This is a genomic window from Vibrio ichthyoenteri ATCC 700023 (assembly GCF_000222605.1).
In the GTDB taxonomy this organism is placed as follows: Bacteria; Pseudomonadota; Gammaproteobacteria; order Enterobacterales; family Vibrionaceae; genus Vibrio; species Vibrio ichthyoenteri.
Genome location: NZ_AFWF01000273.1, coordinates 1 through 23,179 on the forward strand (window position 1 = coordinate 1; position 23,179 = coordinate 23,179).

Annotated in this window: 25 protein-coding genes; 7 read left to right on the forward strand and 18 right to left on the reverse strand. The window is 43.3% G+C overall.

Features of this window, described 5'->3' with window-relative positions; all coding sequences use genetic code 11:
• On the forward strand, nt 1-274 hold a 274-nt coding region (locus RH85_RS17995), incomplete at its 5' end, for a TRAP transporter large permease subunit (RefSeq protein WP_006714142.1).
• 136 nt (nt 275-410) lie between these two features.
• Nucleotides 411-1,181, forward strand: a complete 771-nt coding sequence (locus tag RH85_RS18000) for an IclR family transcriptional regulator (RefSeq protein ID WP_006714143.1) — start codon at nt 411-413, stop codon at nt 1,179-1,181.
• 91 nt (nt 1,182-1,272) lie between these two features.
• Here RH85_RS18000 and RH85_RS18005 read toward each other — a convergent pair whose 3' ends face one another.
• The 5 genes from RH85_RS18005 to kduD all read right to left on the reverse strand — a co-directional run bounded on the left by RH85_RS18005 (nt 1,273) and on the right by kduD (nt 4,889).
• The gene (locus RH85_RS18005) at nt 1,273-1,743 is read right to left on the reverse strand and encodes a NanQ anomerase/TabA/YiaL family protein (protein ID WP_006714144.1); all 471 of its coding nucleotides are present in this window, start codon (nt 1,741-1,743) and stop codon (nt 1,273-1,275) included.
• Between the two features lie 69 nt (nt 1,744-1,812).
• On the reverse strand, nt 1,813-2,436 hold the full coding sequence (locus RH85_RS18010) for a bifunctional 4-hydroxy-2-oxoglutarate aldolase/2-dehydro-3-deoxy-phosphogluconate aldolase (RefSeq protein WP_006714145.1): 624 nt from the start codon (nt 2,434-2,436) through the stop codon (nt 1,813-1,815).
• Nucleotides 2,437-2,501: 65 nt separating this feature from the next.
• Entirely contained in the window at nt 2,502-3,431 is a 930-nt protein-coding gene (gene kdgK / locus RH85_RS18015; RefSeq protein ID WP_006714146.1) for a 2-dehydro-3-deoxygluconokinase, read from the reverse strand.
• A 115-nt stretch (nt 3,432-3,546) separates the two neighbouring features.
• Nucleotides 3,547-4,080 (reverse strand): YgjV family protein, encoded by a 534-nt coding sequence (locus tag RH85_RS18020; RefSeq protein ID WP_006714147.1) that lies wholly within the window; start codon nt 4,078-4,080, stop codon nt 3,547-3,549.
• 47 nt (nt 4,081-4,127) lie between these two features.
• Nucleotides 4,128-4,889, reverse strand: a complete 762-nt coding sequence (gene kduD / locus RH85_RS18025) for a 2-dehydro-3-deoxy-D-gluconate 5-dehydrogenase KduD (protein ID WP_006714148.1) — start codon at nt 4,887-4,889, stop codon at nt 4,128-4,130.
• 267 nt (nt 4,890-5,156) lie between these two features.
• Between kduD and kdgR the strand changes: the two genes are divergently transcribed.
• The gene (gene kdgR, locus RH85_RS18030) at nt 5,157-5,942 is read left to right on the forward strand and encodes a DNA-binding transcriptional regulator KdgR (RefSeq protein ID WP_039949314.1); all 786 of its coding nucleotides are present in this window, start codon (nt 5,157-5,159) and stop codon (nt 5,940-5,942) included.
• An 88-nt stretch (nt 5,943-6,030) separates the two neighbouring features.
• Here the strand turns inward: kdgR and RH85_RS18035 are convergent, their stop codons facing one another.
• From RH85_RS18035 to RH85_RS18070, 8 genes are all read right to left on the reverse strand, one after another.
• Complete coding sequence (locus tag RH85_RS18035) at nt 6,031-7,518, reverse strand: DUF2264 domain-containing protein (RefSeq protein WP_006714150.1); 1,488 nt, start codon at nt 7,516-7,518, stop codon at nt 6,031-6,033.
• 101 nt (nt 7,519-7,619) lie between these two features.
• The gene (locus RH85_RS18040) at nt 7,620-8,261 is read right to left on the reverse strand and encodes an RpiB/LacA/LacB family sugar-phosphate isomerase (RefSeq protein WP_006714151.1); all 642 of its coding nucleotides are present in this window, start codon (nt 8,259-8,261) and stop codon (nt 7,620-7,622) included.
• A gap of 202 nt (nt 8,262-8,463) precedes the next feature.
• Nucleotides 8,464-9,507: a glycoside hydrolase family 88/105 protein gene (locus RH85_RS18045; RefSeq protein ID WP_006714152.1), complete on the reverse strand. Its 1,044-nt coding sequence runs from the start codon at nt 9,505-9,507 to the stop codon at nt 8,464-8,466.
• A gap of 159 nt (nt 9,508-9,666) precedes the next feature.
• Entirely contained in the window at nt 9,667-10,107 is a 441-nt protein-coding gene (gene agaF, locus RH85_RS18050) for a PTS galactosamine/N-acetylgalactosamine transporter subunit IIA (protein ID WP_006714153.1), read from the reverse strand.
• Nucleotides 10,108-10,119: 12 nt separating this feature from the next.
• The gene (locus RH85_RS18055) at nt 10,120-11,004 is read right to left on the reverse strand and encodes a PTS system mannose/fructose/sorbose family transporter subunit IID (RefSeq protein ID WP_006714154.1); all 885 of its coding nucleotides are present in this window, start codon (nt 11,002-11,004) and stop codon (nt 10,120-10,122) included.
• Nucleotides 10,994-11,764: a PTS N-acetylgalactosamine transporter subunit IIC gene (gene agaW / locus RH85_RS18060; protein WP_006714155.1), complete on the reverse strand. Its 771-nt coding sequence runs from the start codon at nt 11,762-11,764 to the stop codon at nt 10,994-10,996. The genes RH85_RS18055 and agaW overlap by 11 nt, the downstream gene beginning before the upstream one ends.
• Before the next feature lie 11 nt (nt 11,765-11,775).
• Nucleotides 11,776-12,264 (reverse strand): PTS sugar transporter subunit IIB, encoded by a 489-nt coding sequence (locus tag RH85_RS18065; RefSeq protein WP_006714156.1) that lies wholly within the window; start codon nt 12,262-12,264, stop codon nt 11,776-11,778.
• A gap of 14 nt (nt 12,265-12,278) precedes the next feature.
• Nucleotides 12,279-13,067 carry a DeoR/GlpR family DNA-binding transcription regulator gene (locus RH85_RS18070; RefSeq protein WP_241210415.1) on the reverse strand — a complete coding sequence of 263 codons (789 nt, stop codon included), beginning with the start codon at nt 13,065-13,067 and terminating at the stop codon, nt 12,279-12,281.
• Between the two features lie 630 nt (nt 13,068-13,697).
• Between RH85_RS18070 and RH85_RS18075 the strand changes: the two genes are divergently transcribed.
• Nucleotides 13,698-15,461, forward strand: a complete 1,764-nt coding sequence (locus tag RH85_RS18075) for a helix-turn-helix domain-containing protein (protein ID WP_006714158.1) — start codon at nt 13,698-13,700, stop codon at nt 15,459-15,461.
• Here RH85_RS18075 and RH85_RS18080 read toward each other — a convergent pair.
• The 5 genes from RH85_RS18080 to RH85_RS18095 form a co-directional block, all read right to left on the reverse strand.
• The gene (locus RH85_RS18080) at nt 15,391-16,461 is read right to left on the reverse strand and encodes a M42 family metallopeptidase (protein ID WP_006714159.1); all 1,071 of its coding nucleotides are present in this window, start codon (nt 16,459-16,461) and stop codon (nt 15,391-15,393) included. The two genes, RH85_RS18075 and RH85_RS18080, sit on opposite strands and share 71 nt — an antisense overlap.
• Nucleotides 16,462-16,490: 29 nt before the next feature.
• A complete protein-coding gene (locus RH85_RS23540; RefSeq protein WP_241210416.1) occupies nt 16,491-16,715 on the reverse strand; it encodes a M24 family metallopeptidase in 225 nt (74 codons plus the stop codon).
• Nucleotides 16,682-17,572, reverse strand: coding sequence for a M24 family metallopeptidase (locus RH85_RS18085; RefSeq protein ID WP_006714161.1), 891 nt, complete (start codon nt 17,570-17,572; stop codon nt 16,682-16,684). The genes RH85_RS23540 and RH85_RS18085 overlap by 34 nt, the downstream gene beginning before the upstream one ends.
• Before the next feature lie 148 nt (nt 17,573-17,720).
• Nucleotides 17,721-19,064, reverse strand: coding sequence for a PTS sugar transporter subunit IIC (locus RH85_RS18090; protein WP_006714162.1), 1,344 nt, complete (start codon nt 19,062-19,064; stop codon nt 17,721-17,723).
• 72 nt (nt 19,065-19,136) lie between these two features.
• A complete protein-coding gene (locus RH85_RS18095; protein WP_241210417.1) occupies nt 19,137-19,478 on the reverse strand; it encodes a PTS sugar transporter subunit IIB in 342 nt (113 codons plus the stop codon).
• 184 nt (nt 19,479-19,662) lie between these two features.
• Between RH85_RS18095 and RH85_RS18100 the strand changes: the two genes are divergently transcribed.
• The 3 genes from RH85_RS18100 to brnQ all read left to right on the forward strand — a co-directional run bounded on the left by RH85_RS18100 (nt 19,663) and on the right by brnQ (nt 23,150).
• Nucleotides 19,663-20,019 carry a PTS lactose/cellobiose transporter subunit IIA gene (locus RH85_RS18100; protein ID WP_006714164.1) on the forward strand — a complete coding sequence of 119 codons (357 nt, stop codon included), beginning with the start codon at nt 19,663-19,665 and terminating at the stop codon, nt 20,017-20,019.
• A 97-nt stretch (nt 20,020-20,116) separates the two neighbouring features.
• Nucleotides 20,117-21,313 (forward strand): MalY/PatB family protein, encoded by a 1,197-nt coding sequence (locus tag RH85_RS18105; protein ID WP_006714165.1) that lies wholly within the window; start codon nt 20,117-20,119, stop codon nt 21,311-21,313.
• A 517-nt stretch (nt 21,314-21,830) separates the two neighbouring features.
• Nucleotides 21,831-23,150, forward strand: a complete 1,320-nt coding sequence (gene brnQ / locus RH85_RS18110) for a branched-chain amino acid transport system II carrier protein (protein ID WP_006714167.1) — start codon at nt 21,831-21,833, stop codon at nt 23,148-23,150.
• The last annotated feature ends 29 nt before the right edge of the window (nt 23,151-23,179 follow it).

Consider the following 23,179-nt stretch of genomic DNA (forward strand, 5'->3'; position numbering starts at 1 on the left):
CTTCACGCCAATCTTCCTCCCAATCTGTATGAACCTTGGTATGGACCCAGTACAATTTGGTATTATTTTAGTATTTAACTTATCATTGGGCACAATAACGCCACCCGTTGGCCCGATATTGTTTACTGGATGTAAGGTCAGTGGAATTAGCATTGATGACGTCATTAAAACACTACTGCCGTTTTTCTTAGTCATTTTTGTTGTGCTAATGTTGGTTACTTTTATACCCGCGATATCGATGACCATCCCAGAAATGATGGGACTAATTAAGTAATTGATTCGATAAAACATATAGACAAAGCTCCACTTGTGTGGGGCTTTGTCGTTGCAGGCTTAATTTTTATAACTAAGGCGCAGGCACACCAACAGCCTTTGGTTCAACGTCAATTTAGAGCGACATAATAGATAACATGACCAACGAAAAGAAAATAGAGTACCGCGCTCCGGCTCTAGAGAAAGGATTAGAAATTCTCGAGTTGTTAGCTACTGAAGAAGAACCACTAAGCAAAAAACAGATCGCAGAAAAGCTCGATCGCAGCATCAATGAAATATTTCGCATGCTGTCTGTGTTAGTCGATAAGCAATATATTGAATTAGACCCAGAAACCTCGAGCTACTCGCTTACCCTAAAGATGTTTGCGCTTTCCAATCAACACCCTCCGATTGCTCAATTACTGAAACGCGCTCAACCACTGATGGATGAGCTAAGCCTTAAGCTCAATCAATCAAGCCACTTAAGCCGTTATGAGAATGGAGAGTTAATTGTTATCGCTCGCTCTGAAAGCCCTTATAAAATGGGATTTACACTACGCCTTGGCGCTTCATTAGACATTTGCGGTTCAGGCTCTGGCGTGGCATTACTCAGCTACAGTAGTGAGGAAAAGAGACAAGCCATTCTGAAAAAATCTGATGCCACCACCGATGAGATCAACAACACCTTGCAACATATCGAGGAAACCATCAGCAAGGGTTATTTCTCAGGGCCAAGCCCACAAATTTCAGGGGTCACCAATATCAGCGTAGCGATCTTAGGTGTACAAGGGGATGTACTAGCTGTTCTCACGATTCCTTACATGACATTGAACTCAAATACGGTCCACCACCACATTGAAGATCTTGAACATGCCAAGATTGAACTATTGAAGGTCGCGAAGCAACTAAACCAAAATTTGGTAAGTTAAGGCACTAATGTCTCTCCGGTCTAGTACAAAAAGAAGGCAGAATCTCTCTCGAAATTCTGCCTTTTCCAATTTATCGAAGCAACTTCACACACTACTCCGTTAATATAAGCTGATACGGAATTTTGATGATCGCTTTACGCACCGCCTGTGGCTGGTTAACGGCACATAGAGGACGATGAATTTGATTTGGGTAAAACACGACAAAGTCATTCGCTTGTAAAGTGACAAAGTTTTCCTGTATCACCTCATCGATGAGCAATACATCATTGTCTAATTCAGTTAAAGCCGCGGGGTCAGCCGCTAAACGGTTAGAGTAACCAAAGCACTCCTCACCCTGCAGGACAATCTGTACATCAACATATTTTTTATGAATCTCTGCCATGCGTTGCTCACGCGGTTCAGTTTGGGCAGAGACTAAAATGACAAACGTTTCTCCATCACTTAGTGAATATTTTCCGTCTTCATTTTCATTCACCAATGCTACCGCTTCCAAAATAATAGAACGCAATTTTCTTGACGCGTAAGGAATTAAATCTAACTGTTCAACATTACCAAATAACATATTACTTTCCTTGTTCACTCCCCCCGATTAATCAGAGGAAATTAGAGCATAATTTCTTACTCATTATTGCTAGTTAATAATGTTGGCCACTTCAGCCACCAGCACAGCTAACTCATCCCATTGATCATTTTCAATCAAATCATTTGGCACCATCCATGTACCACCACACGCCAGTACTGACGGGATCGCTAGGTACTCTTTAACATTTGAAGGGCTCACGCCACCTGTTGGCATAAATTTTACTGGATAAACCGCGGATAGCGCTTTGAGCATGCCTGTACCGCCAGATGGCTCTGCAGGGAAAAACTTCAGTGTGGTTAATCCCATTTCCATCGCTTGCTCTACTAAGCTTGGGTTATTGACGCCCGGTACGATAGCGATATCACGTTGCTGGCAATATGTTACGGTGGTTGGGTTAAAGCCTGGGCTAACAATAAAATCTACACCCGCTTCAATCGCTTGATCGACTTGACAACTGGTTAGTACTGTACCTGCGCCAATCAGCATTTCTGGGTATGCTGCGCGCATATTTTTAATCGCTTGAACAGCTTGTTCAGTGCGGAAAGTGACTTCTGCACACGGCAAGCCATTTTCAATCAGTACTTGGGCAAGCCTAGCCGCTTTTGAGGCATCTTTAATTGCAATCACAGGGACAACTTGTATTTCGGCTAATTGTTGATTAAGCGTTTTCATTTTTATTTCCATCGCATGAGTTATTTGAATGAGTTAACAGAGTGCATTCGTTAAATCGACTATCACTAAATAATGGGCATTGAGTCTGAAGAGATCACCGCACCATGATGTTGGATGACCGTTCCAGCTAAGGTATGTCCAGCCATCGCTGATTCTTGCTTGCTGCCACCCAAAATTCGTTTCGCAAGATATCCAGCACTGAAGGAGTCACCCGCAGCTGTTGTATCAACAATATTTGTGACTGGCGTTGGTGCAACTGACTCCATGCCACTTGTTGAAACTATCAAGCACGCCTCGGCGCCACGCTTAATCACGATCTCTTGAACGCCTAATGCTTGCGTCCGGTCAATGGCTTGTTGCTCACGCTCATCACCATACAACGCTTGCTCATCATCAAAGGTCAAGAAAGCGATATCTGTGAGTGCTAACACTTTTTGATAAGCATGCTGCGCTTCTTCTTTGCTCGCCCAAAGCGCTGGACGGTAGTTGTTATCAAAGGCTATTTTCACGCCTTGTTCACGGCTATACGCAAGCAGTTCAATTAAGGATTGGCGACAGTCATCCGGCAAAATAGCTAAGCTGATACCGCTCAAATAGATCATCTGATACTGGCATAGCGCTTCGCTTAACTTGGCGATTTCATGGTCACGTAGCCAATATTTTGCGGCGGAATCATTGCGCCAATAGAAAAAACTGCGCTCCCCATCGTCAGCTGTTTCAATCGCATAAATTCCCGGCAATTTATTTTCAGAAATAAACACCATATCGGTATTCAATGATTCTTGCTGCCAAGACGCCAACATCTCTTTACTGAATGGATCGCGTCCTAACCCAGTCACATACGACGTTATTACACCTTGCTGTTGTGTTAAACGAGAAAGATAAACGCCAGTGTTAAGTGTATCGCCACCAAACCCTTGTTCGAGTACGCCGTTATTTTTTTTCAGCTCAACCATACACTCGCCAATGATAGCGACTCGTTTAATTTGCTTCATACAACCCCTTTAGCATTTGATGCTTCTAAGAAAAAAGCCAGCCCAAAGGCCAGCTTGAATTTTCCCGATAAATCTAAAAGTCACGTTTGGTGTAGTTTTACTTACTCATGCAAGCCTATTGATTAGTGACCACTAACTGCTTTTTATCTTTTAACAATCGCATAATCGTTACTAAATTGATGGTGATAACACTTAACTCTAATAACGTGCCGCCTATCGAGCCAATCAAAACATTATTGATCAGCCAACATGTTGCACCAGCAAGAAACGCTAAGCGCATCGTGATGCCTTGCAACATGAACACCGAATAAGTACCGATAACCGTGCCAAGAATTGGCCATAAGTCCCATATAGAATCAGCAAGCGAAAGGCCTAAACCAACACTGATCGTAATGAACCCCAAGGCCACCCAAGCAGATGAGACATAAATCGCGGTCGCGGTGCGTAATGCCGACAATAGCGCACTAAGTGCCGATACAGCCGAGCCCATCAACAGATAATGAATAAGATGGTTAAGGTTTAATATCAGCATAACGATCTTTAATCGACGATCGTTTTTTTGATAGAAAGTCGATAAACCTAGGGCAAAACTAACCAAGCCAAAAGTTTGAGCTAGCAATAATTGCTCACTAATCAAATCGACAATCATCACTAGCGCCTTTACTTTTCATTACCTTTAGCGAGCACTTAAAATAGTTAGCGAGATAACCAACCGCCATCGACTGCGATGGTGTAACCATTGATGTAATCAGAAGCATTTGATGCCAAGAACACACAAGGACCCGCCAAATCAGACGGTTTACCCCAACGACCAGCCGGGATACGTTCAAGGATTTCTTTGTTGCGCGATTCGTCTGCGCGTAACGCGGCCGTATTATTGGTCGCCATATAGCCGGGAGCAATCGCGTTTACATTGATGTTATGTTTAGCCCACTCATTCGCCATTAAGCGAGTCACCCCCATCACGCCACTCTTAGAGGTAGTGTAAGAAGGAACACGGATGCCTCCTTGGAAAGAGAGCATCGAAGCGATGTTAATGATCTTGCCACCTTCGCCTTGAGCAATGAATTGCTTGGCGACAGCCTGAGAAAGAAAGAAGACAGATTTAACGTTAATGTTCATAACGTCATCCCAATCTTGCTCTGAAAAATCAATCGCATCGTTACGGCGAATTATGCCAGCGTTGTTCACCAGCACATCGATACGGCCGAGCTCTGTCACTGCACGGTCAACGATGGCAGGAATATCGTCAAGCTTCATCAGGTTGGCGCGAACGTCGATAAACTTACGTCCAGTCTGCTCTATCATTTGGATTGTTTCGGTTGGTTCAACAATGTTAACCCCAACAATGTCACAACCTGCATTTGCTAAACCCAATGCCATACCTTGGCCTAAACCCGTATCACAACCCGTTACGATGGCGACTTTACCTTGTAAATTAAATGAATCCAAAATCATGTTATTTCCTTAAATGCTGTGCATATTCTGGCTCTTTTCTGAGCGCCCTTTCACTGTATGCAAGCAAAATAACAACAGATCAAAATGCTGTATAGTTATTTTTGAAATGGCGTTTCAAAAATAACTATAGCCATCACAATTTTAAATCAGAAAAATGAACTGTCGTTTCAATTTAATAAAACAGCTTTTTAAAAACTAGCCGAACTAGGCATGCGATGTATAATGAACTTTGATAAGCATGTACAAGAATACGCACAAGGTAGAACAATGGAAAAGGCAACTCAGCCTGAGTCCGTCTCATCGGTAATGAAGGTATTTAGTATTCTTCAGGCGTTAGGCGAGCAAAAGGACATTGGTGTCTCTGAGCTTTCTCAACGCTTAATGATGTCGAAAGCGACCACCTATCGCTTCTTACAAACGATGAAGATGCTAGGTTATGTCTCTCAAGAAGAGGAAGCCGACAAATATGGCTTAACCCTAAAACTGTTTGAGTTAGGCGCAAAGTCACTTGAGTATGTGGATCTAATCGCGATTGCAGATAAAGAGATGCGCGCTATATCTGAACAAACCAATGAAGCCTTGCACCTTGGTGCTCTGGATGAAGACGCGATCATCTACATCCACAAAATCGATTCAGGTTACAACCTGAGCATGCAGTCACGTATTGGCCGACGCAACCCACTCTATAGCACCGCCATTGGCAAGGTATTATTGGCAGATCGTGATGCTACATTCGTCGAGCAAGCTCTGAAAGATGTCATCTTTGTAAAGCATACCGACAAAACCCTGCAAAATACCGAGCAATTACTAACGGAACTGGCGTTAGTTCGCCAACAACGCTATGCAGAAGACAATGAAGAGCAAGAGCCTGGACTGCGATGCATCGCTGCGCCAATTCACGATCGCTTCGGCTATGTTGTTGCGGGGATATCCATCTCATTCCCGACGATTCGTTTTGATGAAAACCGCCTATCTTATTACGTTGAGCTGCTACAAAACGCCGCCGATAACATCTCAACACAGTTAGGTTATCACCGCTCAGAACAGAAATAATCACCGTGTCATATCAGTGAACTGTAGACAAAAAATTGATACTGCAGTTCACATCCCACCTTCAATAAACTCTGCCGCAAACCGCACATCAAAGAAATAACGACATCTTAGAACTATAACAAGTGACGCCTTTGCGTAATAAATTGTTTTTCGGTCGCTCAGCTCTACCAGACAATCGCTCTTTAATCTGATTAAAAAACGTTTGTTGCTCAAGTCGTCGATTCAGCAATGTCGGTTGTGATGCATACTCTTCTTTAAACAACACCGTTACCTCTTGAGTTTCTTGAACGCCTACCACCAAGATGTTTGGCCCGTTGAGCGAGAAAGTAAAACTCTCCTTTTCAATCTGCAAAGGCGTTTCCTCTGCTGACCATAATCCGACTCTATCACCGCAATAAATCGCAATATTCACGGCTCTCAAAGACCAAAAACTGCTGGCAGGTCCACTATAGTTGTCGGTCAATCGCACATCGTCAGCAAACAACCCTTGTGTAGGCCGACCTTTTTTAAGCGCACCGTTGGTGATAAAGAAATCCAAACTGGTACTAAATGCTCGCTTAAACTGTCCCAAATATTCCTGAGACTGAGCATTATCACATCCATCTAATGTTGCAAGTAGAGGAGCCGTTGCCGCTAAACGGTAGCATGCACTGCGGCCGAACATTGGAAATCCCTGCGCGGTAAATAAGTAACGAAAGTGCGCGCTAAAAGACTGTAACCCGCCACAAATAAAATCAGGATCGAAGTCAGGCTGAATCTGATTAAGCCAATAAAGGGAATAATGAAACCCCCAGGCGTTGTAATAGTCATAATTCCCCTTTGCTCCATCTCGAAACCAACCATCACCAACATAGAATTCTTTAATGCGCGCGTAACGCTGATGATCAATGCAGTCTTTACCCGTCAAAGCCTTCACCACCAACTGCACTGTGAGGGGAAATAAGTGCCAATTGTTGTCGACTGTTTTAGCTTGATTGACTTGCTCAAACCACGACATAATTTGCCGTTGCTGCGCCACTGAAAAAGAAGCCCAAACCTGTTCTCGACTCAGCCATAATGCCAGTGCAAGATCGGCACTCTCACAAATTCGTTGATCATAGTCTTCAATATCGCCCCAATAACCCACATGCTCGGGATCCGTACCAGCAAGGAACGCTTGTCGCATCCAATCCGCGACATCAAGAGGTTTATGATCCAGTGAGTACAAACCGGTCTTGTTGCTTTTGTTTGCATGTAACCAAGCTGCAAGGGTTGGTAGTACGCGACTACATCCTTCCATTGCATCTAATCTTGCTGTCTGTTGACTGCAATACCCGGGATAATAAGCGTGCGTATAATCCCATACAGCATAATGCTGGAACGCTTCCGCAACATAGCTCACGAGTGAATCGCATTGATTTTTTAGTTCCCCTTTGTGCGCAAAAATAGACTCGATTTCACTGTCGCGCTGAGTGAAGTCTGCTTTTTTATATTTCAAACGAATTAAGTTTTGCTTAAATGATTGTAAACGCAGCTTAATGTCAGGATGCTCGCACGGTATATGCGGTCGCTCTGATGGTTGAATAAACTTTGCCATTTCCCCTCTCTATCTAGAAATCGATGCACCATGTCGTCAACCGTTGAAAAAAAAGACCAATCAAATGATTGGCCTTCCGTTACAACAGTTCGAATTCACAACTAATTTAGAATCGTACGCACGTAATCTGAAATCTCACCCACTTGACCATTTTCAAACAGGCACTTCTGGAAACGCTCACCAGAACAAGCTGTACGAACAAGTTCAACATCAATCGTTTTCAAACCTTCAAGGTAATCTTTTGCTACCGCTTGTTTAACATCATTTAAGATGGCTGCGTTTTGCTGTTGAGGCAGAGCGCGCTCAATAGGGTAACCTTGGCCACCCTCACAACCAGACATCAGTACTTTTTCAAAAATACCACGAACATTAAGCTCAGCCGCCCAACCAAAGTTTTTAGCGAACGCCAATGACAAAGCATTACCATTATTAATTTGCGTGAATAAAAATGCGTCTGACGGCTCTAACGCGTAACCACACACAACATTGGCATGTGCATTACAAGACATCAATGCACCTTGACCGGTACCACAACCAGTGAAAACAAAATCAACCGCTTTTGCCGCTAAAAGAATTGACACTTGAATACCGAGGTGGATATAAGTTAGATGATGATCTTCTGCATCACACATACCCACGTTAAAAACTTCATCACCACTTTGCGCAGTAACAAATTCTAGTTCTTTTAGGATGATTTCATTTTTAGCCGCTTGGCTATTTTCCATTGTTAAAGCAATTTTCATTTTCAATCTCTTTATTAAATAATACAGAGCATGTAAGTCTGCACTTCTAAAAACTCAACAACCGCTATATCTAATTATTGTTTTTATTTGCTTTTAAGCCAACTGAACATCGTTAATAAGTATATATAACAATCGACAACTCTATTATTCACATGACACAGTATTTATTGAGAATTAAACGTCGTTAACGACAAATAGATGGTTACGCTTCACACAGGGCTAGCATGCCTGTTGCAGCGAGTAAGAACGCACCTGCACCATAATCAATATTATGTTCAAATTTTACATCTCTAGGGTTAAACGCTGGCAGTTGAACCCAGCCGATCATGCCATCCTCATGAATACACGATTCGATCGACACCCAAGCACGCTCTACTGTTGGTAAATAGGTCTCTTTGTCTAAATAGCCTTGTTTAATGCCCCACGCCAAGCCATAACAAAATAGTGACGTCGCGCTGCTCTCTTTAGCGGGAAAGCTTGCAGGATCTAGTAGACTCGTACGCCAGAAGCCGTCGGCTTGCTGGTATTTAACCACTTCTTTCGCCAGTGAACAGTACATGTTAATGTAGCGTTGACGTGACGGGAAATCTTGCGGCATATGCGCCAAAATTCTTGGAATCGCAGCAAGTACCCATCCAATACCACGACTCCAAAATACTTTTTCTCCATTCGCTTCACGGAACTCTGTACCTTCGACATTTGGAATATAGCGATGGTCTCGGTAGTAAAGGTTTGTTTCAACGTCGAATAGATTGTCGACAGCATCCCACCATGCATTATCCATGTAATTCAGGTATTTATCATCGCCAGTCAGCGCACTTAATCCAGCAAAAACTGGCGGTGCCATAAACAATGAATCACACCACCACCAATCTGTTCTCCCTGCTTTTGGCTCATCAATCATGATGTCTAAAGCAACTTTTGCATAATCAACCGCTTCAGGAATATCAAACAACGGGTATAGCGGCAAATAGGCTTGCATGCATACATGATCATCAGCGAAGCGACGCAAAGGGCCAGGGCGGAACCCCGTATTCAAAGAAAAATCAAGAAGGCCCTCTAAATACTCATGATCGTTCGTTGCTTGCCAAGCATCTGCGACAGATGTCCAAAAAACACCGCGTTCCCAGTCGGTCGCTTTTAAGAAGCGTTTTTTACCCGTGCTGCGAGTAACATAACGAGTGCGGTTATCACGTTGCCAACAATACACTCGCTTCATTTGTTTTAATATTTGATCACAATTCATTCGTGCAACCTTCTTCCTTAAAATTAGATATTTAAAATACCTAATCTTATTCCACCTCAAAAAAAAGGCACTACTATTCTGACTAAACAAATCCAACTCAGGGGGAGAATTGAATTAAATTCAGTAGTGCCTATTTTATTGTTGGGAGACTATTTAATCTTATAATTCGTCTTCGAAAGAATCAGAATTATTATTCTCTATTTGCGCAAGTTCTTTCTGCATATCTTTCATTGACTGAGCGCCAATTTCAGAAACGATATCCGTTAGTTCGTCAAGAGAGATACCATCACGTTCGAAGCACGCATTAGTGATCATCGGTAAGTTACAACCAGCGACCACACGAACATCGTCACGATTCAACATAATAGCGACACCACGATTACACGGCGAACCACCAGGAACATCTGTCAGAATTAAAACCCCTGAACCATCGTTCATGTTCTCAATTGAAGCAAGCATCTGAGCTTCCAATTGTTCGGTTGTCATGGTTGGAACAAAATCAATAAATTCTAATGACGCTTGTTCACCCACAATAGCTTCGACCGCAGATTGCATACCGGTTGCAAAGTTAATATGTCCGGAAACAATAATACCTATCATAAAATACCTTTATTAGAAGATACCCAGTAAGTGACCGCCGACACCAGCAAATAGAGTGCCGAAAATAAGTGCAGTTGGTGACTTACCCTTTTTCACTAGGTAGTACATCAACCAAACAAGTGCCATTGGCAATAGGTTAGGCATCAATTTGTCTAACATGCCTGTTTGCAAACTAATATCTGCAGCACCGGCTTCAAGTTCAATAACCGTCGAAACTTTTACGTATTTCGCAACCATCGAGCCGATTACACCAAGACCAACAATGTTAGCCGCACGCCCAAGTTTCTCTGCTTGGTCTGACAGCTTTTCTAGTGCTGAAACACCGGCATTATAGCCAAGGAACAATAACCAGAAATACATTGGAATACGGTATGATTGGTAAAGAATAAAGAAGACCAAAACACCAAGTGGGTTACCTTGCAAAGCAATTGAACTACCAATTGCGAGCGTCAAAGGCAGCATAACCGAATGGTCTAACGCATCGCCAACCCCAGAAACCGAACCCATCGTTGCCGCTTTTACAGAGGCGATAGTTGAAGGTTTCTCCTTGCTTTCTTCCATTGCAATCGCAAGGCCAAGTGGCAAAGTAAACATCTTCGGGTTGGCATTGTAGAACTGAAGGTTGTTTTTTAATGCCTTACGTAAATCTTCTGGGTCTTTGTGAATTTTTTTCAGCGCAGGACTGATTGAATAACAAAAACCACCTGCTTGCATACGGTTGAAGTTAAAGTTGCCTTCCACCAACAAGCCGCGAAAACCGATTTTCCACAAATCATTTTTGGTAATGACTTTAGTGGCCGTTTTATCGCTGTAGCTATCTGTGTTGCTAATTACTGTGCTTACTGAATCATCATGGTAATGATCCGGATTCATCGTCATTTCAGAATTAGAGTTCATCATCAAATACCTGTGTTTGAGCTGCTTGAGGAGTGTCAGACTTTTTATTGTTCATGTAATCAAGGACGGCAACGCAGGTAAAGACAAGCGCTGTGCCAAGAATAGGCATGTTGAAGTAAGTCGAGCATACAAAACCTAAGAAGAAGTACGGCAAAATGGCAACGTTAAACATAGTACGCAGTAACATTGCAAAACCAACCGCTGGCATCATACCGCCCGCAATTGCCATACCTTTCACGATGCTTTGAGGAAGATATTCTTGAATAAATTCCGCACCAGTCGCACCAAAATAGATAGCGCAGAAACCGACCACACCGTAAAGTAATGCACGTGCACTCAAACCAATATAAATCAGTTTATCAATGCCTTTTAAATTCAAGTTTTCAGCGTATTGATCCGCTTTTTGCATCATTGGCGCACATGAAGTGAAAAGGAAAAGAACACAAGTTTGCATAGCCAGCGCAAAAGGAATCGCCATACCAATAGCCGCTTCTGGTGTCATATCCAGTTTAATTGCGAACATGGTACCTACGATTGCACCTACGGTCGTATCGGGTGGCTGAACACCCGCGTTAGCGACAAGACCGAGCCACGCAAGCTCAAATGTCGCGCCCGCAATAAGGCCCATTTGCAAATCGCCAAGAATTAAACCCACCACAGTACCGGTTACTAACGGTCTGTGAATACCCGTGAAAACATCGAATTTATCGATACCACACAGTGCCGCCCATACGGCGACTAAAATAGCTTCCATTAACATTTTATTTCACCTTAGATTTGTAAATCTTTCGTCATTTCAAAAATGCATTCTTTATCACTTTCAGGCATATGCTGAATTGTACTTACACTCCCATGGTCACGTAGAATATTAAATGCAGCCATGTCATGTTTATCGACGTTAATATATTTATTAACGACTGAGCGCCCTTCATGAAAATGCATATTACCAATGTTAATTTCCGGTAATTTAATTCCACCTTGGACAATTTTTGCAAAGTCTGTTGGATTTTTACACAGCAAGAGGATTTTTCGGTCCATTCCTGCTTTTGGCAAGTTTGCTATCGTTTGATCAATCGTACGGAATAAAACCGCAAAGTCGCTGCCGGCAGAAGCCTTAAATGGTGCTTGGAGTGGCTCCATTTGGGCGATTTCATCATTGGCAACAAGAATAGTATTTGCGCCAGAATGCTTACCCCACTGCAAACGAATTTGACCATGAATTAGACGTTCATCAATACGCGCTAAAACGATATTAGCCATGCATTTATCCTTAATTAATTATTAGATTTTAGAGTTAACACCCTCACACCATTCAGTTTTAATGACTCGCTATTTTTGTCATCCAAATTATGATCGGTAATAACAGTGTCTATTTTATTTGGGTCACAGGCCCAAAAAGAATCGTTACTATTAAATGCAGATGATTCCACAATAAGTGTAATCTTCTCAGATAAATCACATAGTAATCGAATCATATCGGCATCGAATTCACTCTTTGAAAACACACCCAATTTAGTATTAAAGCTTTCAACATGAAGAAGAACATTATTAAAACGATACTGTTTTAAACTATTAATCATGTGTGAACCTGACATTTTCATCTGCTCTGTATTCACACGTCCCCCAGTAACGAAAAACTTACAATCCGTTATATGAGGAATATTTTGAATTAAATTAAGATCTCGCGTAACGACTGTTGAACTCTTCAGATCTTTTAACTGCTTTAGCGATTTTCGGATCACAGGACTGCTATCAACAAAAATCGTACTTTTTTCTTCCAGCGCACGATGAAAAGAATGCGCTACATAGTCATAAAACCCCAAACTGCTGTTTTGGCTTTTGGATGTCGCCGACATTGCAAGTTTGGCTAGAACTGAGCGATTAACTAAGGCAAATCCATGCGAGCGAATAATCGAACCTTGATCTTCTAGAAATCGTAAATCAGCTCGAATTGTCGCGCCTGTCACATTGAAATACTCAGCCAGTTCATCGACATGCATCCTACCGCGCATGCCAACCATATTTGTGATCTCTAATCTTCTTTCTATGGCTGTTTTCATCATTGCGCCCCCTCTAACTGGTTCGACGCACATAATCTTGTTCTGAGATTTTCATTTGATTTCATTTGATTTCATTTGATGCAATTCTCTTTCAAGTTCTTTAATTGAGCAATTACTTTTTATAGTAAGCTTGACTAAACTCACAATATTCAGCAATCCAAGTATCGGCATTATATCTCAACCACTTAATCATTCCATCTAAGCAATTCCCCCCTCGATGTCCACTTTTAACCAAATAAAATAAAAACACCAAAAAACAATCACTTAAACAAAGCACAAGAGCCATAAAAAACGCCAATGACAATTAATTTTGTGATTTACAGCACACCTTAACCCGGTCGAATTACATCGGTTTTAGATCAAGAAAAAAATTATCTAAGCTCATTTACTACTGAGTAAATTCTGGTATTCGATGAGGATTTCACTTAATGACCAAGTAAAAATGAAAGCAAATGAAAAAACAGCTTTATGACATGATGTAATCTGAAGACGATTAGAGATACCCATACATAAAAATGCTCCACCACCACCGCAGTAACATCGATTATCGGCTGATTTTCGTCGGATAGCTCTCATCTTTCCCAGTGACATATTGATAGACTTGCCACTCTTTTTAGTGACCCTAACTCTCTGATGAGCCTAAATAAACAGCATTTTGATATTGTCACCGCCCTGACAATGCAGCGCAGTACCATCAATGCGCTCGCCGCCGTGTTTAATATGACAACGCGCAACCTGCGCTACGCCATCGAGAACATTAATTACTACTTAGAAAAACTCGGTATGACCCCCGTCGCCCTCACACAAGGTGAGTTGCATTATCCCTACGACCCAAGCCTATTTTTCAGTGATACGTTAGCAAGCAACTTTGTGTTTTCTAAACATGAACGGGAAGAATACCTAGCGACAACGGCGTTGTTTGCCCCCGACACACCGCTTGGTGAAATTCAAAACTACTTGCGAGTCAGTCGGCCAACTCTCAATAAGGATCTGCGTAATACCAACGAGATTTTTCGGGCGCTGGACCTTGAATTAGAAGTGATTGTTCAGCACCTGTATGTATCGGGTAAAGAAAAGCAAATTCGCTATTTACAGATGTGCTATGCATCTAAGTACCTGTATTGCAAAAATAATGGTCTGCATTATTTACAAAAACGTTACTTCTACGAGCGTGATATCGTGGCGATTGTTCGTGCGTATATCGAAACATACAGCCCAGTCGCCGCCTTTCCAGCCGTTAGCCGAATTGAGCAAAGTGCAGAATGTACACTTAGCCACGAGTTTAAAAATCTATTCACGATTTATCTGATCATCACCTTAATCCGTATCCAACAAGGTGTTCTGATCAATCGCAAAAACAATGCTTCGTTTCTTCAATCAACGAAAGCATTTGGCTACATCCAAAATGCACTCAATTGGCAGCAGGAATGCTACCGATTCGAAGCTTTACATCTGGCCGAATACTTTCTTGGCGGAATCAACACTGATGGGTTTTACGAAAAACGCCTACAAGCAGAGAGCTTTATTTTCCAATTGCTCACCGCCATTAGTGATGATTGTGATCAGGACTTGTTAACCGATACTGCACTACTGAATGACATGGTGATTTATCTCACTACCGCGGTGTATCGTGCTAAGAATAATCTCAACACTCAAATAGGAGAGCAGAGTCTTTATTCACGTCATTTGTTTGAAAAGATCAAATTGATTGCAGGCCAAAATGGCCACCATTTAGTCGAGCCGTTGCGAGATGAAGAGGTGTGCTACTTAACTCGATTGATCCATAAAGCCATTGCAGCACGCAGCCAGAATCCAATGTCGCTTGAAAAGCTGTTGTCGATTACGAAAAGCTGTAGCCGTGACCTTAACACCGAAGAGTTTGTCACGAAGTTAATGACGCACATGGGCGATAAGATCATCGATGACCGAACTCTACCTGCGCTAGACGATTTATTAGTTACTTTGAGAAATAGCAAAGCGATACCGGTGGGCTCTGAGCTAACGCCTATTCTAAATTGGTTAAGTGGCGAGATGGAAAATATGGGGTTGGTGAGTAAAGAGTATGCGAGTGGTATTCACACTCTTTTGCATGCCAATAGCCATGCCTATTTTGCTCAGCATGGTTTACTGATTTGTCATGGCCAAAATGCGGCGCATTCACACCGCATCGCCATCGCTCATCTGCCACTACCGAAACCAGTGAACGATAATTTTAACCGACCCATCAGACAAATTATGATGATCAGCCATGTGGACAATGTGCAGCACCTACGCGCAGTCTATCAACTCCACCAGCGCTTAACCGAACAAGGCCCATTTGCCTCAACTACTGAGTCAGAAAGTCCGCTTGGTCATAGGGGTACAAGCGCGCTTTCTGCGTTTCATCCAGCTGAGTGATCACATGTTGCAATAAACGTAAACATAGAATGGCATCGTTTTGATTAACCTGAGTATAAGCAGAGTGACAATTACGCACGGGTAAGGTAATGGCTAAACCAGCGATACCGCCGCCAACCAATGTAGCCGGGCCATTGTCGGTGCCACCACCAGCAAGAAAATCACGCTGTACTGGAATAGAGAACTCTTTGGCTATATCACTGACATAATTCAACAGCGGATAGTGGCCAAGAGCAATTTTATCCGCCACCACCAAACATGGCCCATTGCCATAAATACGTTGTGAACCCGAACTGCTGCTAAGATGCTTAGCCGTGGCAACATCCAGCACTAACACCACATCTGGTCGCAGTTGCTCAATCGCTGTCTTACCACCTTTGGTGCCAACCTCTTCTTGAACCGTCGCGACAAAATAAAAATCGCAAGGTAATGTCTTATCAGCCAACGAGCGCATCAGTTCTAGGCCAAGCCAGCATCCGATCCTGTCATCCAATGCCTTCGCCACCAAATTTCCGCTGTTATTGAGATCAAAATGACGCGTCGCGAACACCGCACTGTCACCAATTTCAACCCCCATCGCCAGCACTTCTTCAGGGCTACTTGCACCAACATCAACCCACAGATCATCTATCGTTAATTCAGCCGATGTTTTATTGCTCCACACCAAGCCGGTATATTTACGACCACTGCGCGTTTTGATCTCCAGTTCACTATTGACCGCGACTGCGGGATCAATCCCGCCAAGTTTAAATACTTTCAATAATCCATCTGGACGAATTTCACGGATCAAAAAGCCCACTTCATCCATGTGCGCGACGACCGCCACTTTAGGCCCTGTCGCATGACGATTAAGACGTGCAATCACACTGCCTAATCCGTCGAAATTTACTTCGTCAGCGATTGGCGCCAGCGCCTTGCAAATCACTTTTCTCACTTCATCTTCGCGTCCAGAAGGACTATGAGCATTATTGAGTTGAGCCAATAAACTGAAGTCTGTCATTATTATTACTCCCGACTTATTTGCGCCGTTTATAGGATTTCTGGCTTTTGTATCTCATTGAGATTACGCAGCTCTCTTGGTAGCTTAGTCAGGCTCTTACAACCTGTTTTAGTAATGACGAGCGTGTCTTCTACGCGCGCGCCACCGATACCATTTAAATACACGCCCGGCTCAATGGTTAATACCATACCGACCTCTAAGATTGCCTGACTGCTTGCGGTTAACAGCGGGAATTCATGACCTTGCAACCCCACACACCGTGGCCTAAACCATGACAAAAAGCCTCACCGTATCCTTTGTTGGAGAGATATTCTCGTACCGCAACATCAACACTCGCCGCACTCATGCCTGGGCGCAGCATCTCTACCCCCAATTGTTGTGCGCGATGCACTGCCGTAAATAAATCTTGTAACTCAACCGAGACGACACCCGTACTAAAAGTGCGCGTAACATCCGAATGATAACCCTTGTAAACCACACCAAAATCAATGGTAATTAGCTCGCCGTCACCAATGACGCGATCCGAAGGACGACCATGGGGCAATGCGCCACGTTCACCCGATACCACAATCAAAAAATCAATACTGTCAGCCCCTAGCATGCGGGCATGGAACTCAAGATGGGCCGCTAGTTGGTGCTCACTCATACCAAAGTGAAAATCCGCTAAACCAAGTTCGATCGCCGCCTCGGTAATTTCGCACGCTTTGGCTATCAAGGTTATTTCTTGCGCGCTTTTACAACACCGCATCGGTGAAATCACATCATGGGTCGGCACCAATCGCTGGGATAACCCTTTCTGTAGTCCTTCAAACTCTTGATAACTCAACGCATGTGCTTCAAAACCTAACCGTTCGATACCATGAACATTGAGCCGATGCTGCAACGTATTCAACCAGCCCATTTCATCGGTACAAACACGGTGGCAATGTGGGCTCTGCTCCGCGACTTGATGCCAATATTTACCGCCAACGAGTAGCTCAGCCCCCGCTTGCGTTAGCAATAAATGACCACCACTGCCGGTGAAGCCACTAAGGTAACGCTTATGATGGTTATCGCTAATAAGCAACGCATCAAACTGCGCATGATACCGCTCTAGGTTGAATGTACGCATTAGCATCTCCCCGCTTAGAAAGAATCTGATCCCGCGGATGGAACATCATTGGGATCAGATTGGTTTACGATTGAACTAAGTTAGCTATAGAACCAAGTTAGCTATCGAACTATGTTGCTTATCGAACTAAATTACTTATCGAGCCGGGTTAGAAATCGAGCCCTAGTTCATCAAGTAGTTCATCGTCTTTCTTACTGAATACCGATTTCTTCTCTTTTTCCGCTTCAACTTGCGCTTCACGGATCATTTCTTGTTTATCCATAATTCTGAAGAACGGATAGTAAACACAGAAAGAAGCCATTATCTGCACTACTTGAACAAACGGTGTTCTCCAGTCAAAAGCTGTTAAATAACCTTCAAAGAACAATGGTAGATACGGTGGATCAAAGAACGGTTTTGCTAGGAAGCCATATTTCATCAGTACTAGCGGGAAGATACCGATAAGCGAGCCACCAAAGACAAACGGAATAAATAGAATCGGGTTTAAGATGATTGGCGCACCAAACAACACCGGTTCGTTAATACCAAATAGACTCGGCACCAAAGAAACCTGGCCCACTTTTCGATAGCGCTGTGTTTTGGCAATCATCATCGCGATAACCAAACCTAACGTCACCCCAGAACCGGTAAAGTTAACAAAGGCTGAGAAGGTACCACCGGTTACAAAGTGAGGTAGCTCTTCTGCCAATGTTTTCGCCGCAATGTTTTCCGACAGATATTGGACAAAAATAGGCGATAGGATCGGGCTTAAAACCGCAGAGTGAATACCAAAGAACCAGAACAACAGACGCAGCATGATAACGAACCACACTACCCATAAGTTATCCAAGCTACCAACCACCGGCGCAAGTACTTCCATCAAGATTTCTGGAACCAGTAAACCACCGGTGAAATCAGCAACAAAGTAGCGGATTGAGATAAACAACACTGCAATAAATGCCGTTGGTGTGATCAATTCAAATGAGCTTGAAACAAAATCAGGCACGCCTTCAGGCATTCTGATCACCAGTTTTCGCTCGGTAAAGAACCGATATATTTCCACACTGGCAATCGCTACAAAAATCGCTGTAAATAGACCTTTTGAGTCAAAGAAGCGAATATCAAGCGAGCCATCGGGGTTCACCGTGGTGGTCAATATCAGATAGGAGAAGAGCGACAAGGCTATCGCACCAACGGTATATATTTTGTACCCTTCGCTCAAGAAGTAAGCGATAGCGATAACGGTATATATTGCAATAAAGCCGAGCGAGAATTTGATTAATAGGTCGATCAAGTAAGTGTTATTGATAAACCATTCTTGTACCGCAGCTGAATCTGAAAATACGTTCTTCAGTGCTTTTAATGGATATGCCATCGAGCCGAGCAGTAATATAGGGGTCAGTACGACCATGCCTTTTTTTACGGCACTCAGATGGACTTGCTTATCTATTTTTTCTGCTATTGGCAGCAATATACTACTCAGCAGTTTTTCAAAAGAAGCAAACAGGCTCATATAAATAACCTTTCTTCATTATAATAATGGGTATTGGCAACCACGCGCCGATGTAGGGAGAGGCGTGACAACTTACTCAGTTAAACTCATTTGATGTTTTTTATGTGCAAGAAGTGCTTGTTTCAACACAGTTGCACCATCCATCGCACCATATATTTCAGCAGAAAGAAGCACCGATGGCTTATTGTTTTCTAATGCAGACGCTTCAATCGCTTTATATTTATGGCTCAATTGAGGACCAACAAGAATCACTTCAAAGTTATTAATTTTTTCTGCTAATCGATCGACAGAAATAGCTTCTAACGTGAAGTCTTCCAAATTCAGTTTCTGACTGCCATTGATCGTTTTTTTAATTTCTTCCATCATCATTGTAGTTGAAAAACCACCAGCACAAACTAGTAAAATCTTCATCATTATTTCCTTTCTATTCGTATATCAGATTCATATTAATTTACGCCTCAATTAACAGATATCTGGTCAATTTCGTCAACGAAACTTGGTTTCACTAAATCAGTGAAATCAACTTTCGTCGCTTTTTCCAAGACCTCTGATAGTGTGAATACATCGAACGAAATCAGTGAAATTCAAGGAACACCCCATGAGCAATACCCAAGAAATGAATGAAGATTTTGAAAAAGTCATAATCTCTATCGTGAGTTATTCAGGCGAAGCAAAGGGCTATGCTTATGAGGCTCTATCACTATCTGAAGAAGGTAGATTTGACGAAGTTGAAGCGATGATGGAGCAATGCAACGTCAGCGTTCGTAAAGCCCACGCAGTGCAAACTGATCTTATCCGTCAGGAAATTTGTGGTGAGAAAATCGTGGTGAGCATGATTATGGTTCACGCCCAAGACCACTTAATGACGACACTTTCTGAGCGCGAACTTATCCGTAAGATGATTGAACAAAACCGTCGTTTACACCGTTTAGAACAAGCGTTGCTGAATAAATAACTCTCTTCCCCCCGAGAGTTATTGCTCCTGCAGTAATGCTGGCGCGGCGATGACAGTCGCCGCGTCTTTCTCCCCTTCCTTGCTTAGGAACTGCGCGATGAGTTTTGATTTTTCAGCCCCTACCGACCGCCTCAATACTTATTCTACCCAATGGGACTATGTCGGCGACCGATTTGGTTGTTCAGACCTATTACCGTTCACCATTTCCGATATGGACTTTGCCTGCGCACCTTGTATTACAAATGCCTTACAGCAACGCTTAGACCATGGTGTTTTTGGTTATAGCCGTTGGAACCATACTGATTTTAAACACTCTATTTGCCATTGGTTTTCCAGCCAATATCAAACCGAATTAAACCCTGAAAGTTTGGTCTATGGCCCCTCGGTGATGTACATCATCTCGCGCTTGATCCAACTATGGTCAAACCCTGGCGATGGCATTCTCTATTTCGATCCCGCTTATGACGCATTCAAACCCATCATAGAAAGCGCCGACCGTATCGCCATACCAAGCCCACTTGAGGCCGTGCCACCTAGCGACCCAGTTTCACCGCACAGTCACTACCAAATCAATTGGTCTTTACTTGAACAACAAGCCGCTGATCCACGCTGCCGCCTGCTGCTTTTATGCAATCCGCACAACCCAACAGGAAAAGTTTGGACTAAAGAAGAGCTCACGCGAATAGCTGACATTGCTCAACGTCACGATCTCAAAGTGATCAGTGATGACATTCATATGGACATTTGCTTTGAGCCTTACACGCCTTGGCCAAAAATAGCGAAAGATCACCGATGGGCATTAGTCAGTTCGGCGTCTAAATCCTTTAACGTACCGGCGCTCAGTGGCGCTTACGCCGCTATCGGTTGCGAGCAGACCAAGCACGAATATTTGAATATATTGAAATTGACCGACGGGCTCTCCTCCCCCGCTATTTTGGGGGTCATTGCCACGATGACGGCCTATCAAGAAGGAGCGCCTTGGCTCATTGCTCTCAAAAAGTATTTACGCGATAACTTAGAATGGGTGGCAAAACGACTCAATGCTGAATTTCCCGAGCTCAACATTTGTCCACCGCAAGGAACCTATTTAGCGTGGATTGATCTTTCGCCATTGAACATCGATATGGATGCTCTACAACACGCATTGATTCACGATCACAAAATAGCCATTATGCGCGGTGACGCCTACGGCCCTTTAGGGCGCAACCATTTACGGTTTAATGTGGGTTGCCAACGCAGCAAAGTGGACAAAGGTTTGAATGGATTAATCAACGCGATCCACTCACTAAGATAAGCATTCGCATTAAGGTGCTGCCGTTTCTGGAGTAAAAGATCTGTAAATAAGCCCAATCACTTCATCGTGATTGGGCTTGTTTTTTTGTCTGCCAGTCACATTTTCGCCGGGATATCGGCATTGTTAATAACTTGAAAAGTTATTAATTTCGATTTTTAGCCATAAAACCAGTCTTAAATACCAACTCCAAAACGAATGACAACAAAATTCACTCATTTGCAATTTCATGGTTGTATCAATAGCTACATCTTGGTTAGGGTAAAGAGCACCAAGACAATACATCCCTTGGTCACTTTCGATATTAAGGATCTCTCATGTCAGCCACAGCGCAATCACAATTCGCTTTGAACCGCCTATCAGGCGTAGCGGCTGCGATCCTCCTGCTCTCTCTGAAACTGATTCAGGGCTGACAGGCTATATCTACAATTTCTGTCAGCTTGATAAGAAGCTGACGGGAATGTCATATCATATCTCTATTCCTTTCAGTTTTTTCAAGCAAAACTAAAAAGGAACCACCATGTTAAGCGCACGCAACATCGCCGCTTTAGGCTTTATGACTTTCGCCATGTATTTAGGCGCTGGTAACCTTATTTTTCCACCTTTTCTAGGATACCAAGCAGGTGAAAACTTCCTGAGCGGAATGTCGGGCTTTCTATTAACTGGGGTTGGCCTTCCGGCAATGGCGCTCGTCATGGTGGCGATGGTGAATGGTTCAGACAAACTGACCGCGGCATTACCTAAATCATTAGCCACCAGTTTTTGGGTTATGGTGTTTATTGTTATTGGCCCAGCATTCGTGATCCCACGTGCCATTACCGTCGCCTATCAATTTAGTTTCGCCCCCATTTTTGCTGAGGCCGCTTTAGTGCCATTTACCATCGCTTTCTGTGCTATCACTATTGTGTTTGCACTCTACCCTGGCAAATTAATTGATAACTTAGGCAAAATACTAACACCGGCATTAATGACCATCTTGATCGTGATGTCGGTGACAGCACTGATTTACCCTGCCGGAGAGTTGACCCGAGCAAGCGGCCCCTATGTAAACAGTGCATTTGCCGAAGGCCTAACCCAAGGTTACATGACTATGGACGCACTAGGCTCAATAGGCTTTGGGTGGATTATCTTTCGTGCAATTCGCAGTATGGGTGTGGATTGCCCCAAAGCAACCGCCAAATACACCTTGATTGCGGCTTTGATGTACGCAGTTGCCATGGCGTTTGTCTACATTTCATTGTCTTACATTGGCTCAACAAGTTCGTATTTAGGCGCTGAATTCACCAATGGTGGCGACATTCTAACCGCCTTCACCTTCACTCATTTTGGCGCGTTTGGCTCAATATTATTGGGCGCGGTAATGGTATTGGCTTGCTTAACTACGGCCATTGGCGTGACGACGGCTGGGAGTGAGTTTTACGACAACACCTTTGTTAAAGTAAACTATAAAACATGTGTTATCACCACGATGTTGCTAGCTGGATTGATAGCCAACGTCGGTTTAGAACAACTGCTGGCAATTACTTTACCTGCCGTGGTTGTATTACATCCAGTCGCGATTGCATTAATGCTCATGGCACCCGTTCGCACAAAAATGTCACAGCGGATGGTCATCACGACCACATTAACAGCGCTGATCTTTGGCGGTGTTGACGCGTTGCATATTCTCGATTACATGCCAGAAGCGTCCAACCAATGGCTGAATGACCACATGCCTTTGTACGCCTACTTCGCCAGTTGGATTGTGCCAACCGGCATCCTCATATTATCGGCCTTAATGATAAACAAGTACTCGAAAACCTTCCAACACGAGAGTGGTTACAGTAAAACCTCGAATTAAACAGCGCTGAAACAAAAAGGCGTTAGCAA

Coding starts and splice junctions, on each gene's coding strand:
- RH85_RS18000 (WP_006714143.1), top strand. CDS start 411: ATGACCAACGAAAAGAAAATAGAGTACCGCGCTCCGGCTCTAGAGAAA.
- RH85_RS18020 (WP_006714147.1), bottom strand. CDS start 4,080: ATGATTGTCGATTTGATTAGTGAGCAATTATTGCTAGCTCAAACTTTT.
- RH85_RS18040 (WP_006714151.1), bottom strand. CDS start 8,261: ATGAAAATTGCTTTAACAATGGAAAATAGCCAAGCGGCTAAAAATGAA.
- RH85_RS18090 (WP_006714162.1), bottom strand. CDS start 19,064: ATGAGCCTGTTTGCTTCTTTTGAAAAACTGCTGAGTAGTATATTGCTG.
- RH85_RS18080 (WP_006714159.1), bottom strand. CDS start 16,461: ATGACAGACTTCAGTTTATTGGCTCAACTCAATAATGCTCATAGTCCT.
- RH85_RS18100 (WP_006714164.1), top strand. CDS start 19,663: ATGAGCAATACCCAAGAAATGAATGAAGATTTTGAAAAAGTCATAATC.
- RH85_RS18055 (WP_006714154.1), bottom strand. CDS start 11,004: ATGAACTCTAATTCTGAAATGACGATGAATCCGGATCATTACCATGAT.
- RH85_RS18035 (WP_006714150.1), bottom strand. CDS start 7,518: ATGGCAAAGTTTATTCAACCATCAGAGCGACCGCATATACCGTGCGAG.
- kduD (WP_006714148.1), bottom strand. CDS start 4,889: ATGATTTTGGATTCATTTAATTTACAAGGTAAAGTCGCCATCGTAACG.
- RH85_RS18105 (WP_006714165.1), top strand. CDS start 20,117: ATGAGTTTTGATTTTTCAGCCCCTACCGACCGCCTCAATACTTATTCT.
- RH85_RS18095 (WP_241210417.1), bottom strand. CDS start 19,478: ATGATGAAGATTTTACTAGTTTGTGCTGGTGGTTTTTCAACTACAATG.
- brnQ (WP_006714167.1), top strand. CDS start 21,831: ATGTTAAGCGCACGCAACATCGCCGCTTTAGGCTTTATGACTTTCGCC.
- agaW (WP_006714155.1), bottom strand. CDS start 11,764: ATGTTAATGGAAGCTATTTTAGTCGCCGTATGGGCGGCACTGTGTGGT.
- agaF (WP_006714153.1), bottom strand. CDS start 10,107: ATGATAGGTATTATTGTTTCCGGACATATTAACTTTGCAACCGGTATG.
- RH85_RS18070 (WP_241210415.1), bottom strand. CDS start 13,067: ATGATGAAAACAGCCATAGAAAGAAGATTAGAGATCACAAATATGGTT.
- RH85_RS18045 (WP_006714152.1), bottom strand. CDS start 9,507: ATGAATTGTGATCAAATATTAAAACAAATGAAGCGAGTGTATTGTTGG.
- RH85_RS18075 (WP_006714158.1), top strand. CDS start 13,698: ATGAGCCTAAATAAACAGCATTTTGATATTGTCACCGCCCTGACAATG.
- RH85_RS18085 (WP_006714161.1), bottom strand. CDS start 17,572: ATGCGTACATTCAACCTAGAGCGGTATCATGCGCAGTTTGATGCGTTG.
- kdgR (WP_039949314.1), top strand. CDS start 5,157: ATGGAAAAGGCAACTCAGCCTGAGTCCGTCTCATCGGTAATGAAGGTA.
- kdgK (WP_006714146.1), bottom strand. CDS start 3,431: ATGAAGCAAATTAAACGAGTCGCTATCATTGGCGAGTGTATGGTTGAG.
- RH85_RS18010 (WP_006714145.1), bottom strand. CDS start 2,436: ATGAAAACGCTTAATCAACAATTAGCCGAAATACAAGTTGTCCCTGTG.
- RH85_RS18065 (WP_006714156.1), bottom strand. CDS start 12,264: ATGGCTAATATCGTTTTAGCGCGTATTGATGAACGTCTAATTCATGGT.
- RH85_RS18005 (WP_006714144.1), bottom strand. CDS start 1,743: ATGTTATTTGGTAATGTTGAACAGTTAGATTTAATTCCTTACGCGTCA.